The organism is Kribbella pratensis (genome assembly GCF_004365355.1).
Taxonomy (GTDB): domain Bacteria; phylum Actinomycetota; class Actinomycetes; order Propionibacteriales; family Kribbellaceae; genus Kribbella.
Map to the genome: position 1 here is coordinate 921371 of NZ_SODP01000002.1, position 13265 is coordinate 934635.

Sequence of the window (13265 nt, forward strand, 5' to 3'; positions counted from 1 at the left end):
CGGCGAACGCAGTACCGCGAGAAGCCCGCGGCCGGCAGACGCGAGCGACGGCGGCTCGCCGGGAGCATCGGCGGTATGGCTACGTATCTCTACCGGCTGGGTCGACTCGCCTTCCGCCGGCGACGGTTCGTCGTACTGATCTGGCTCGGTCTGCTCGCCGCGGGGATCGCCGGCGCGGCGACGCTGTCCGGCCCGACCGCCAACGGCTTCTCGATCCCCGGGACCGAGTCGCAGCGGGCCGCCGACCTGCTCAACGAACGCTTCCCGCAGGCCGGCGCGGACGCCGCGACCGCCCGGATCGTCTTCCAGGCGCCTGACGGCCAGAAGCTCACCGACACCCCGCAGGTGAAGCAGACCCTCGACCGGATCGCGACCGCACCCCAGGTCGCCCGCGTCCTCGACCCGTTCACCGCGAAGGCGATCTCCCCAGACGGCCGCACCGGCTACGCGCAGGTGACGTACGACGTACCCGCGGCCGACGTCACGCCGGAGGCCAAGGACGCGGTCGATGCCGCCATCGAACCGGCGCGGGCCTCCGGTCTCACCGTCGAGTACGGCGGCGACGCACTGCAACCGCAGGACGGCCAGCAACTGACCGAGGTGATCGGCCTCGGCGTAGCCGCGGTCGTCCTGCTGATCACGTTCGGCTCGCTGATCGCGGCAGGCCTACCGTTGCTATCAGCAATCATCGGCGTCGGCATCGGCGCCACCGCGATCTCGGCGCTGAGCGGCTTCGTCGACATCGGCTCGGGTACGCCGATCCTCGCGCTGATGATCGGACTCGCGGTCTCGATCGACTACGCGCTCTTCATCATGTCGCGGTACCGGCACGAGCTGGGCACCGGACTCGAACCGGAGGAAGCGGCCGGACGAGCCGTCGGGACAGCCGGATCCGCGGTGGTGTTCGCAGGGCTGACCGTGGTGATCGCGCTCGCCGGTCTGTTCGTGGTCGACATCCCGTTCCTCACCCAGATGGGCCTCGCCGCAGCGTTCACCGTCGTCATCGCAGTAGCCATCGCTCTGACTCTCCTCCCGGCCCTGCTCGGCTTCGCCGGCGGCCGGGTCCGCGGCCAGACCCGGACCAAGGCTGTCGACCGGCCGACGCGAGGGAAGCGCTGGGCACGCTTCGTCACCCGCCGCCCGCTGGCCGTCCTGCTGGTTGCGGTCGTCGGCCTGGGTGTGCTGGCCATCCCCGCAACCGACCTGCGGCTCGGACTGCCCGACGACAGCACCGCCGCGCCCGATTCCACCCAGCGCAAGGCCTATGACCTGCTCTCCGACGGCTTCGGCCCCGGTTTTAACGGCCCGCTGATGGTCGTCGTAGACGCCGCCACCGCGCCCGATCCGCAGGCTGCCGCCACGGACACCGCTGCGGGCATCCGCAGTCTCCCCGACGTCACGATCGTCAGTCCGCCGCGCTTCAACCCTGCCGGCAACACCGCCCTGCTCACAGTGATCCCGAAGAGCGGTCCGAGTACGACGCAGACGAACGACCTGGTCAAAGCGATCCGTGCGCTCCCGGAACGCGGCGGCTCCGAGGTATCCGTGACCGGTGCGACCGCGGTCAACATCGACATCTCTGACAAGCTCGGCGGCGCGCTGGCGCCGTACCTGGCACTGATCGTCGGACTGGCGTACCTGCTGCTGATGCTGGTGTTCCGCTCGGTGCTGGTGCCGTTGAAGGCGACGCTCGGGTTCCTGCTGACCGTCGCGGCGACGTTCGGTGCGGTGGTCGCGGTGTTCCAGTGGGGCTGGCTGGCCGGGCTGTTCGGCGTCTCCGGGCAGACCGGGCCGGTGATCAGCATGCTGCCGGTCTTCCTGATCGGCGTGGTGTTCGGTCTCGCGATGGACTACCAGATCTTCCTGGCGACACGGATGCGCGAGGAACACGTCCACGGCGCCGAGCCGGGGATCGCCGTCGTCGACGGATTCGCGCACAGTGCCCGGGTGGTGACCGCGGCGGCGGTGATCATGACCGCGGTGTTCTCCGGGTTCATCCTGTCCGGGCAGGCGCTGATCCGGGAGATGGGGTTCGGTCTGGCGCTGGCGGTCGCGATCGACGCCTTCGTCGTCCGGATGACCGTCGTACCGGCGGTGATGGCGCTGCTCGGGCGGCGCGCCTGGTACCTCCCCCGCTGGCTGGAACGGCTGCTCCCGAACGTCGACGTCGAAGGCGACTCCCTCCGCCGCCCGCCCGCGTCCGATCCACGTGAGCCGGAGTTGGTCTCTCGTTGACGTGATCGCGGCCACTGACAGGGGACGAATGCGCCTGGATCATTCCCTGCCATGTGGCGCGAGATGATGAAGTCGAAGGTGCACCGGGCGACGGTGACGCAGGCGGACCTGCACTACGTCGGATCGTGCACGCTCGACGCGGACCTGATGGACGCGGCGGATCTGCTGCCCGGCGAGAAGGTGGACATCGTCGACATCACCAACGGGCAGCGGTTGTCGACGTACCTGATCGAGGGTCCGCGCGGGTCCGGGGTGGTGGGGATCAACGGGGCGGCGGCGCACCTGATCCATCCTGGTGATCTGGTCATCCTGATCGCCTACGGGATGTTCGACACCGCCGAGGCGAAGGGTTTCGAACCGAGCGTAGTCTTCGTGGACGAGCACAATGCGATCACCCGCATCGGCTCCGACCCCGCCGAGGCGCTACCCGACAGCGGCACGCTCCGCGGCGACCAACTGCACACCCCGCGTTGAGACGAGGACTGGTCGAGGATGACCGAGAACACCGCTGACACTTCTGCCCCGAAGACCGCTTCCCACGACAACGAGCCGAGCCAGAAGCTGCGTGCGTTCATGAACTCGGGGTGGGCCGACTCGGAGCGGCACGACCTCGCGCTGAGCGACGTCGGCGTGTGGGCGGCGAAGCGGCGGGACGCGCTGTCCCAGGCGTTCCCGGGCGAGCGCCTCGTCGTCCCGGCCGGCACGTACAAGGTCCGCTCGAACGACACCGACTACGTCTTCCGCCCGCACACCGACTACGTGTGGCTGACCGGCAACCAGACCTCCGACGCGGTCCTGGTCCTCGAGCCGAACGGCACCAGCGGCCACGACTCGGTGCTGTACTTCCGCCCCCGCGCGGACCGCTCGCAGGGTGAGGAGTTCTGGCGCGACCGGATGTACGGCGAGCTCTGGGCCGGCCGGCGTCCTTCGCTGACCGAGACCGCCAAGGAGTTCGGTATCGAGACGCGCCACGTCGACCAGCTCGCCGACGCGCTCAAGGGCGACGTACCGACCCGGGTACGGCGTGACGAGGACGAGTCGATCGCCTACTTACTGACCGGCGCCAAGCTCGACGACCTGCGCGACAACGAGCTCGCCGCGACCCTCTCCGAGCTCCGGCTGGTCAAGGACGCCTACGAGCTGGAGCAGCTCCGGGACGCCGTCGCGATCACGCACCGCGGGTTCTCCGACGTACTCGCGGAGATGGACAAGGTCCGGCAGTACGGCGAGCGCTGGATCGAGGGCACGTTCTGGCGCCGGGCACGGGCCGAAGGCAACGATGTCGGCTACACCTCGATCGCCGCGGCCGGTCCGCACGCGACCACCCTGCACTGGATCGAGAACGACGGCCCGGTGAACGACGGCACGCTGATGCTGCTCGACATGGGCGTGGAGAACCGGCAGCTGTACACCGCCGACATCACCCGCACGCTGCCCGTCAACGGCGAGTTCACGCCGCGCCAGCGGGACCTGTACCAACTGGTGCTGGACGCGCAGAACGCCGGGATCGCGGCGCTCAAGCCTGGCGCGGCGTTCCGCTCCGGGCACGAGGCGGCGATGGAGGTCATCGTGCACGGCCTGGACGCCATGGAGCTGCTGCCGGTGTCGGCCGAGGAGGCGCTCGACCCGGAGAGCCGCCTGTACCAGCGCTACACGCTGCACGGCGTCAGCCACATGCTCGGCCTCGACGTCCACGACTGCTCCGCGGCCCGCGGCGAGACCTACCGCCAGGGCAACGTCCAGCCCGGCTACGTCCTCACCGTCGAGCCCGGCCTGTACTTCCAGTCCGACGACCTCACCGTTCCCGAAGACCTCCGAGGCATCGGCATCCGCATCGAGGACGACGTCCTCATCACCTCGGACGGCACCGAGAACCTCTCGGAGGCCATGCCCCGCACCGTCGAGGGCCTTCAGGAGTGGATGGCGTCCTGACCTGCCGGGTCGCTCGGTGCGTTGTACTACCGGGCGACCCGGAACCGCAGGTCGGTGACGCCGCTTCCGGCCTCGACGACGCGGTCGCGGGTCAGGTTCACCGGCGAGCCGCCCGGCCTGCGTGCTGACCACGGATCGACTACGGAATCTGCAGAACGGCGAGTTCGCCGCGGCCCTCGGCGGCACGGTCGGGCAGCAGCGCCAGAGTGCTGGCCCACTCGAAGCGGGCGCCGAGGTCCTTGAAGGCATCGGCGGCCGCCAGCAGTGCATCGCGGTCGCCTGTGGAGCGGGCTGTCGCGCGAGTGAGGCAGGCTGCGGCCCAGTCGTTCTCGGCCGCTTCCGGCGCGGTGGCGGCGAGGAGGTCAGGCGCTTCCGGAAGCGCGGCGACGACGGCGAGTTCCGCGGCGGCGGCTCGTGCGTACGGCGCCCACCAGCGTTCGGAGAACTCCGCGAACGCCCGCCGGACAATGTCGGTCGCCTGCTCGACGGCGCCGAGTTGTACGGCGACCCGCGCCCGCGCGAACGTGTACGGAGCTGCCAGCCAGGGCGCGTCCTCCACGTCGGTGCACCGGGCGACCGCGAGCGCCCGTGATTGCCAGACGTCGAACAAACCGTCGTCGCGCAGACCGTGCACCATCGCGGCCGCGGACAGGGCAGACGCCATCCACTCGATCGGCGGGGAGCCCGCGCCTTGCCACCGGTCCCAGAGAGCGTCCGCGTGCTCCACACAAGCGTCGAACTGCCCGGTCAACGCGTAGACCCGGATCATGCGCGGCAGCGAGATGTACGGATGGTCGCCGACCGGATCGTCCGGCGCGCCCACGGCCGCGAGCGCCGCGGGCAGGTCGCCGACCGCGGTCGCCGTGGTCGGCGCGACATGGAAGGCGTCGATGATCTCGGCCGCGGCGTACGGCTCGTGCCGAGGCAGCGGTCCCGCCAACCGCATCCGTTCGACGGCGTACGAGCGCGCGTCGCGCAGCCGTCCCGCGTTCCCGGCGGCCACGGTCAACGCATCGAGCGCACCCGCGATCAGCACCGGATCACCCGTCCGGCGCGCCGCATCGACGGCCTCCTGGGCAAGCTCCGGATCAGCGCCGATCCGGCGGCCGCCGTGCTCCCAGGCTTTGGCCGTCGCCAGCAGAGCCGTGACCTGTGAGTCGCCGGGACGTGCGCTGTCCATTGCCTGCTGGAGCAGCGCCTGACTGCGTTCCCTGGACAGGTCGTACAGCGATCCGGTGGGATACCGGTTCGCGGCGATCACCGCCAGTGCCAGCATCGTCGCCCGAACGTTGCCATCGGCAACCGCCCGATCGGCCGCGTCGAGCAGCAGTTGGACCCCGGTCTCCGCGTCCGAGATCGCGAGCGTGGCATCGGCCGCCGACCGCAGATCCAGCGCGGCGGACACACCATCCGGGGCGCGCTCGGCGGCCGCGCGGTAGTGGTCGATGGACTCCTGGAACTCCCGCCTGGCGAACCCGAGATGGCCGAGCGAACGCGCCAGCCGATGCGCCTCCGGATCCGGCTCCGCGGTCGTCGCCGCGAGCGCGGCCCGGAGATCACCGGCCACTTCGTCGTACGGCTGCTGCCACTCGGCCGCGTCGAGCCGGCTCTCCAGCGCGGCGGCGGTGTCAGCGGCCCAGCGGATCCAGCGGTCCTCTGCGGCGGCCAGCTCGTCCTCGGTCAGTTGCTCGCGGGCGAACTCGCGGATCGTCTCGAGCAGCCGCCAGCGCGATCCCCGGCGTACGGTGAGGCTCTTGTCGGTCAGCCGGCCCAGCAGGTCCGCCACCTCGCCCCGCCCGAGCTCCGGACTGGTCGCGCTGGCGGCATCCAGATCGAAGCCGCCGACGTAGATGGACAGCCGCCGGAACAGCAGCCGCTCCTGGTCGTCCAGTAACTCGTAGCTCCAACCGATCACCGCAGCCAGCGACCGGTGCCGGGCGTCCATGCCACGACCGCCCGCCAGCAGCCGGAGCCTGTCGTCGAGCGCGGCCTGCAGGCCATCGGCACCGAGCGAGCCGATCCTGGCTGCGGCGAGCTCGATGGCCAGCGGCATGCCGTCCAGCCGCGCGCAGATCTCCGCGAGCTCGTCGGCCGAGGCGGTGAAAGCCGGGTCGACGGCACGCGCCCGGTCGATGAACAGCTCGGTCGCGGCGTCCAAGGGCGGCAACAGCACGGTCGCCTCCGCGGGTACGCCGAGCCGCTCCCGGCTGGTCGCGAGAATCGTCACCTCGGGGCAGGTGCGCAGCAGCCGTTCCGCGAGTACAGCGACTTCGTCGACCAGGTGCTCACAGTTGTCGAGGACGAGCAGCCACCGGCCTTGCTGCAGGTGCTCGATCAGGACCTGCTCCAGACTCTGCGGCGGGCGTTCGGTCAGCCCGAGCGCAGTTGCCGCCGCGCGGGTCACCGAGCCGTCCCGAACCGGAACCAGGTCGACGAACGCGCCTGCGGAACCCAGCTCGGCCGCGACGACTGCTGCCAGTCGGGTCTTGCCCATGCCGCCAGGTCCGAGCAGGGTCACCAGGCGGGACTGCCCCAGCGCCGTACGGACCGCCGTCGTCTCGGTGGAGCGCCCGACAAAGGTGGTCCGACCGGCCGGCAGCCCGCTGATCCCCGGCCCGCCGCGTGATCCGGCCAGGTCGGCGAGCTCGCGGCGGTCGGTCACCCCGTACTTGCGGAGCAACGACGAGACGTGGCTCTCGACCGTGCGGACGGAGATGTGCAGGGCCCGGGCGATCTGCGCGTTCGACCGATGAGCGGCTACCGCCTCCAGTACCTCGGCCTCCCGTGCGGACACCTCGTTCACGCGCCCATCATGACCGATCAGCGGATCTCTCGTGGCCGCTCCGTGGTGGATCCGTGGTCGGCACGGATGTGGGCTGCGGGTCACCCGCGCGAGGGTCGTCGTACCAGAACAACTCTTGGAGGCAGCGATGAGTACGGCGACGACGACAACGCGCAGGGTCCGGCCGGGCGCGGTGGTGCTGTGGGTGACGCAGGTGGTGCTGGCGGCGATGTTCGTGATGGCGAGCCTGCCGAAACTGACCGGGGATCCGGTCATGATCGAGCTCTTCGACGCGGTCGGTGCGGGTCAGTGGTTGCGGTACGTGGTCGGCGTGCTCGAACTGGCCGGCGCGATCGGGCTGCTGGTACCGCGGTTGTGCGGTCTCGCCGCGTTCGGTCTGACCATGCTGCTCGTCGGTGCGACGCTCACCAACATCGTCGCGCTGGGTGCGTCACCGGCGATTCCCCTCGGCTACCTGCTGGTCGCAGCCGTGATCGCCTGGTTCCGGCGGGAGTCGATCCTGGCGGCGATCCGAGGGCTGGTCCGGCGATGACGATCGCGGCCTTCGACGGACTCCTCACCCGGCCGGGGGATGCGGACTACGACTCCGGCCGGGCGGTCTGGAACGCGATGGTGGATCGCCGGCCGGCCTTGATCGCGCGCTGTGCGAGTACGGCGGATGTCGTTGCGGCACTGCGCTACGGCCGGGAGGCCGGGCTGGTGATCGGGGTTCGCGGCGGCGGGCACAGCTTCCTCGGGCTTCCGGTGGTGGAGGACGGTCTGCTGCTCGACCTGTCCGCGATGAACTCGGTGCAGGTCGACCCGGTCCGGCGCCAGGCCCGCGTCGGCGGTGGCGCGCTGCTTGGCGCACTCGACGTCGCCAGCCAGCGGTACGGGCTCGCGACCACGGCCGGCAACGTCTCGCACACCGGCGTCGGCGGGCTCACCCTCGGCGGCGGAGTTGGTTGGCTGGCTCGCGCGCACGGGCTGACGTGCGACAACGTCACGTCGTACGAGCTGGTCACCGCGGATGGCGCCGTCCTGCGGGTCAGCGCGGCCGAGCACCCGGACCTCTTCTGGGCGCTGCGCGGTGGAGGCGGGAGCTTCGGCGTCGTCACCGCGTTCGAGTTCCAACTGCATCCGGTCGGGACCCAAGCGCTGACCGTCGACCTGTTCTACGAGCTGGACGATGCCGGTACGGCGCTGCGCGGCTGGCGGGACCTGTTCGCGGACGCGCCGCGGCAGGCCACGCCGGTGGCCCGGATCGGCCGGCGGGACGAGTACGGCAGACGCCTGATCGCGAGTATCGGCTACGTGTGGGTCGGTGATGTCGACGAGGGACGGCGGCTGCTGCCGTCGTACGAAGGGATCGGCAAACCGATCGGTCGCCGGATCACGGAGCTCAGCTACCTGGACCTGCAGACGCAGTCCGACGACGCCGAACGCCACGCCCTCCGCCGTTACTGCAAGGGGCACTACCTGCGGTCGTTGCCGGACGCCGCCATCGACGCTTTCCTTGCCTCGGACAACAATCCGGGGGCACGGTTGACGCTGTGCGGCGGCGCGGTCGGCGATGTGCCGGACGGTGAGACGGCGTACAGCCATCGCGATGCGCTGGTCGAGTTCACCACCGGCGACGACTGGAGCGATCCCGGCGAGGACGAGGCCCGCATCATGGCGGCCCGCACCTACGCCGCTGGTCTCGAGCCCTACGCGAGCGGGAGCTATGTGAACACCATCGCCGACGAGGACCCCACCGCCGTCCGCCGGGCCTACTCCCCGGACAAGCTCGCGCGCCTGCACCAGGTCAAGGACACCTACGACCCCGACAACGTCTTCACCCGAACCGCATTGCACCGCTGATCCCCTGCCGGCCGGACCCGAAAGGCCGGCCGGCGGGGGGACGCGGTCACCAGATCCGGACCCGTTCGTCCGGGGCCAGCCACATGCCGTCGCCTTCTTGCACGTCGTACGTGGCGTGGAAGGCGTCGATGTTCTTCACCACCGCGTTGCAGCGGAACTCCGGCGGGGAGTGCGGGTCGATGGTCAACCGGCGAGCGGCCTCCTCCGGCCGGGTCTTCGTGGCCCACGCGTGCGCCCAGGCAGCGAAGAAACGCTCACTACCGGTCTCATCCGGCTCGGCCCCGGCCTGCGACAGTTGGTAGGCCGCATAGGCGATCGACAGGCCGCCGAGGTCGCCGATGTTCTCGCCGAGGGTCAGCTTGCCGTTGACCTTCTTGCCGGGCGTCTCGGCCGGCTCGAGGGCGTCGTACTGCGCGACGAGCTTGTCGGTGCGCTGCTCGAAGGCGGCCCGGTCCTCGTCGGTCCACCAGTCGTTCAGGTTGCCGTCGCCGTCGTAGCGCGAGCCCTGGTCGTCGAAGCCGTGGCCGATCTCGTGCCCGATCACCGCGCCGATCGCGCCGTAGTTCGTCGCGTCGTCGGCGTCGAGGTCGAAGAACGGCGGCTGCAGGATGCCGGCCGGGAAGACGATCTCGTTCATCCGCGGGTTGTAGTACGCGTTGACCGTCTGCGGCGTCATCTTCCACTCGTTGCGGTCGACCGGCTGACCGAGCTTGGCCAGGTCCCGCGCGGTCTCCACCGCGACCGAACGGCGTACGTTCCCGAACAGGTCGGCCGGGTCGACGTCGAGGGCCGAGTAGTCCTTCCACTCGTCCGGATACCCGATCTTCGGCACGAAGGCGCCGAGCTTGTCGAGCGCCCGCTGCCGGGTCTCCGGGCCCATCCAGTCCAGCGCCTCGATCCGCTGCCTGTACGCGGCGACCAGGTTCTGCACCAGGTCGACCATGCGGGCCTTCGCCGACGGCGGGAAGTGCTCGGCGACATACAACTTGCCGAGGGCCTCGCCCAACGACTGCTCGACGGCGCCGACGCCACGCTTCCAGCGCTCACGCAGCTCAGGCGCACCGGTCAGGGTCTTGCCGTAGAAGGCGAAGTTCTCGTCGACGAACGCCTGGCTCAGCAACGGCGCCGCGCTGTGCACGATCCGCCAGCTCAGCCACTCCTTCCACCGGTCCAGCTCGACCTCCTGCAACGCGGCCGCGGCGGCGGTGAGGAAGTCCGGCTCGCGGACGACGACCTGCGCGAACGCGGTCTCCGGCACACCTGCGCCGGCCAGCCAGGTCGACCAGTCGAAGCCGGGCGTGAGCTCCTCGAGCCCGGCGCGATCGAGCTTGTTGTAGGTCAGCTGCACGTCCCGGTCCTTCACCCGGTCCCAGTGACCGTCGGCGATCCGGGTCTCCAGCTCCAGGATCCGCTCCGCGGACCCGGCCGGGTCAGGCAATCCGGCCAGCTCGAGCAGCTTCGCCACGTGCGCGACATACGCCGTGCGGATCGCGGCGAAGTTGTCGTCATGGTAGTACGACTCGTCGGGCAGGCTGAGGCCGCCCTGGGTCAGGTGGACGATGTTCTCGTCGGACTTCTTGGCATCGGCGTCCACCCAGTAGTGGAAGACGCCCGGCACACCCTGCAGCTCGAGCTGCCCGAGGACCGAGACGAGGCCGGCCAGGTCCTTGGCGTCCCGGACCAGCGCGAGCTGGTCGGCGATCGGCTCGGCACCCAGCCGCTCGATCGTCTCGGTGTTCATGAAGCTCGTGTAGAGGTCGGCGATCTTCCGCGGCTCGCTGCCCTCCGGGTGGCCGGCCGCGACGGTCTTCTCGACGATCGCCCGGACGTCCTGCTCGGCGGTGTCCCAGAGCGCGTGGAACGCACCGTGGATCGCCTTGTCCGCGGGAATCTCGTGCTCAGCCAGCCACTTCCCGTTGACGAACCGGTACAGGTCGTCCTGCGGCCGCACCGCGTCGACCGACTCCGAGCTGTCGATTCCTGCTGTCATCCCTGACCCCTTTTGTCCCATGTCCAGTTGCTGTCAGCGAACATACCCGGTTCGCGATCCGGCCGGCCTGAACTATCCACAGGATCCAGCCGTTCCCCGGGTGGGACGGATCGGCTTACCTTGGATGGGGAGGCACCATGAACAAACGCACCATCGCAGCTGTCGTCGGGCTGTCGGCACTCGTGCTGGGCGGTATCACCACGTCGTCCGCTGCGGCCGCCGCACCGCCAGGCCCCACTGTCGTGAAGCATTCCGTCGACGACGGCCACTGCGACCAGATCCGCTTCCTGACCCCATCCGCCCAGTAGCCGGCAGTAGGCCGCCGGCCCCAGCCGGCACTGGCTCGGTAACAGCTGGCGGCAGCTCAGCCGGCCGTGCGGAGGTTGCCCGGGCCGCGGCCTTGAGGCGGCTTCCGCACGACAGACGCACGGAGTAGGCGGCTGGGATCGACAGCGGTTCACCGGTCTGCGGATTGCGGCCGGTACGCGGCGCCCGCAGCACGCGCTCGATGCTGAGCAGGCCGGTCAGCGACACCTTGTCGCCGCGCTGCACAGCCTCGGTGACAACGTCGCCGAGGGCGTCGAGGACCTTTTCGGCCTGGTTCCGCGGGATGCCCGCCTTGTGTGCGACGCCGGCGATCAGTTCGTTCCGGTTCACGGCTCTCCTCGGACTCGGTTCGGCTTCCGAGCGGCACCTTAACCACAATGATTGTCGTTAGCGAGAACCTCTCCGGATATCGGTCAGAGACCGTCGCGGTCGTGCCAGTGGTTCTGCCAGCGGGCGTCGATCGCGTCATCGGCGAGCTGGTACCTGATGTCCGTCGACAACCGTAGCTCGGTCGACACGTTGTCCAAGGCGGCATGCACGGTGTGCGCGGTGTGGACGACCACGTCCCCGGCCGCATAGTCGGTGACCAGCCACTTGGCGTCGTACTCCGTCGCCAGAGCGGGCAGGTCCGCAGTGATGGATGCCGCAGGCCGCTGGAGTCTTCCCGCGGCCTCCTCCTCGAGCACGCGGTGGTGGCTGCCCTGCAGGTACGTCAGTCCACCGCGGCTGACCGGGCAGTCGCCCAGCGGGATCCAGGCTGACAGCACCTGGTCAGTCCCGTCGCGCAGGTACACCAGGTCGTAGTGCGCCTGCGTCGCCGTGCCGATGCCGTTCTCTCCCGGTGCCGTCTGCCGGATGATCTTCCTGCGGTGCAGGAACGGCTCCCCGCCGAGGAACCACTCGAACCAGCCCTTCAACGCCGGTTGCGCACAGAACGCGGCGTACTCCGGCCCGGGCACGATCTCCTCGAACAACACCTTTCGGTACGAGGCCCTGTCCATAGTCGCACCCGTCAACGCGAAGTAGTACTCGCGGAAGTCCAGTACCACCGCAGGGTCGAGCAGTCCGGTCAGGAACAGGTACCCGTCCCGCTTCAACCGGGACCGCAACCGTGCCCGATCACCACGCTCTTCCTCGGGTACTGCGACCAGTTGCCCCAGCCGCTGCTCATCCAGCACATATCCGTTCGACGTCAGCACCCGTCCATTCCAGCCAAGTCCCGCGGTCAGCGGAATGGACAACAGTGCCGAGCTTCTTGGACTCTTGTGAGGTGCCCGACTGGTCGATCTACCTGACTCCAGGTGCTATCGAGCGACAACTTGGACTCTTCTGCCTCGGAGCGGGTGAGCAGACACACGGCTCGGAGAACACCCGAGAGCGCGCCCTCGGCTGTCATGCGCTGGTTTGGCTCAAGGAAGGGCGCGGCCAGCTGCTGCACGGACCTGACCGCCACCTGCATGAGGTCAGGGCACCTACGATGCTCTGGCTGTTCCCCGGCGTCCTGCATGGCTACCAGCCCACAACGAGATGGCGTCAGGCGTGGACCCTGTTCAGCGGCTCAGCGGTCGACGCACTGACAACACTCGGCCACCTGGACGTCAGCCGACCAGTCCGCCGCTTCGCTGACCCGCGTCCGATCGACCGCGCATTCAGCCGACTGCTGCGCGTCAGCACACAGCACAACCCCGTGCAGCTCACAGGAGCTCTCTATGACGTGATCGCTGCAGCTACGACGACCACAGGTGACGATGTAGCCACACAGCTCGCCGAGCTCGCCAGTACACCGATGAGCGTTCAGGCCTACGCCAGTGAGCTTGGTCTCACCGTGAAGGAGCTGCGCGACGCAGTACGGCGTACGACGGGCTCAACCCCACATGAACTGGTCCTGACCACAAGACTCAGCAATGCAAAGGTTTTGCTCGCCGAGGAGGACCTGCCCGTCGCAGCGGTCGCCAGGCGGGTCGGGTACGACGATCCGGCGTACTTCACCCGCTTGTTCACCGCAAGGGTTGGGATGTCGCCCGGCGCGTTCCGGCGATCTGGTTCGCTGTCGGGGCGGATTTCCTCCCTTTGACGGAGGCGGGAGCTACTTTCCGACGTGTAAAACCATTCAGTGGGGTGACGTGCCGGCCGCCG

10 protein-coding genes and 1 pseudogene are annotated in these 13265 nt (G+C 69.5%); 7 read left to right on the top strand and 4 right to left on the bottom strand.

Features of this window, described 5'->3' with window-relative positions; all coding sequences use genetic code 11:
* The first annotated feature begins 75 nt into the window (after positions 1 to 75).
* Genes EV653_RS21070 through EV653_RS21080 form a run of 3 tightly spaced genes read left to right on the top strand, consistent with a single transcriptional unit; the run spans position 76 to position 4167 of the window.
* Positions 76 to 2235 (top strand): MMPL family transporter, encoded by a 2160-nt coding sequence (locus EV653_RS21070; RefSeq protein ID WP_134105440.1) that lies wholly within the window; start codon positions 76 to 78, stop codon positions 2233 to 2235.
* Positions 2236 to 2286: 51 nt separating this feature from the next.
* Positions 2287 to 2709, top strand: coding sequence for an aspartate 1-decarboxylase (gene panD, locus EV653_RS21075; protein ID WP_134105441.1), 423 nt, complete (start codon positions 2287 to 2289; stop codon positions 2707 to 2709).
* An 18-nt stretch (positions 2710 to 2727) separates the two neighbouring features.
* Positions 2728 to 4167: an aminopeptidase P family protein gene (locus EV653_RS21080; protein WP_134105442.1), complete on the top strand. Its 1440-nt coding sequence runs from the start codon at positions 2728 to 2730 to the stop codon at positions 4165 to 4167.
* 139 nt (positions 4168 to 4306) lie between these two features.
* Here the strand turns inward: EV653_RS21080 and EV653_RS21085 are convergent, their stop codons facing one another.
* The gene (locus EV653_RS21085; RefSeq protein WP_166679504.1) at positions 4307 to 6970 is read right to left on the bottom strand and encodes an ATP-binding protein; all 2664 of its coding nucleotides are present in this window, start codon (positions 6968 to 6970) and stop codon (positions 4307 to 4309) included.
* Between the two features lie 127 nt (positions 6971 to 7097).
* Between EV653_RS21085 and EV653_RS21090 the strand changes: the two genes are divergently transcribed.
* Both EV653_RS21090 and EV653_RS21095 read left to right on the top strand, forming a co-directional pair.
* Positions 7098 to 7502 (top strand): DoxX family protein, encoded by a 405-nt coding sequence (locus tag EV653_RS21090; protein ID WP_134105444.1) that lies wholly within the window; start codon positions 7098 to 7100, stop codon positions 7500 to 7502.
* Positions 7499 to 8812 carry an FAD-binding oxidoreductase gene (locus tag EV653_RS21095; RefSeq protein ID WP_134105445.1) on the top strand — a complete coding sequence of 438 codons (1314 nt, stop codon included), beginning with the start codon at positions 7499 to 7501 and terminating at the stop codon, positions 8810 to 8812. Before EV653_RS21090 ends, EV653_RS21095 begins: the two co-directional genes overlap by 4 nt.
* A 46-nt stretch (positions 8813 to 8858) precedes the next feature.
* Here EV653_RS21095 and EV653_RS21100 read toward each other — a convergent pair whose 3' ends face one another.
* A complete protein-coding gene (locus tag EV653_RS21100) occupies positions 8859 to 10802 on the bottom strand; it encodes a M13 family metallopeptidase (protein WP_134105446.1) in 1944 nt (647 codons plus the stop codon).
* 137 nt (positions 10803 to 10939) lie between these two features.
* On the opposite strand from EV653_RS21100, the gene EV653_RS41260 reads away from it, so the two are divergent.
* Positions 10940 to 11110, top strand: coding sequence for a hypothetical protein (locus EV653_RS41260; RefSeq protein ID WP_166679451.1), 171 nt, complete (start codon positions 10940 to 10942; stop codon positions 11108 to 11110).
* A 97-nt stretch (positions 11111 to 11207) separates the two neighbouring features.
* On the opposite strand, the pseudogene EV653_RS21105 reads toward EV653_RS41260, so the two are convergent.
* Positions 11208 to 11459: pseudogene (locus tag EV653_RS21105) on the bottom strand (HU family DNA-binding protein); the annotation flags it as partial.
* 83 nt (positions 11460 to 11542) lie between these two features.
* On the bottom strand, positions 11543 to 12328 hold the full coding sequence (locus tag EV653_RS21110) for a phytanoyl-CoA dioxygenase family protein (RefSeq protein ID WP_134105447.1): 786 nt from the start codon (positions 12326 to 12328) through the stop codon (positions 11543 to 11545).
* A gap of 71 nt (positions 12329 to 12399) precedes the next feature.
* Here EV653_RS21110 and EV653_RS21115 point away from each other — a divergent pair, with 71 nt between their 5' ends.
* Positions 12400 to 13203, top strand: coding sequence for a helix-turn-helix domain-containing protein (locus EV653_RS21115; protein WP_166679505.1), 804 nt, complete (start codon positions 12400 to 12402; stop codon positions 13201 to 13203).
* The last annotated feature ends 62 nt before the right edge of the window (positions 13204 to 13265 follow it).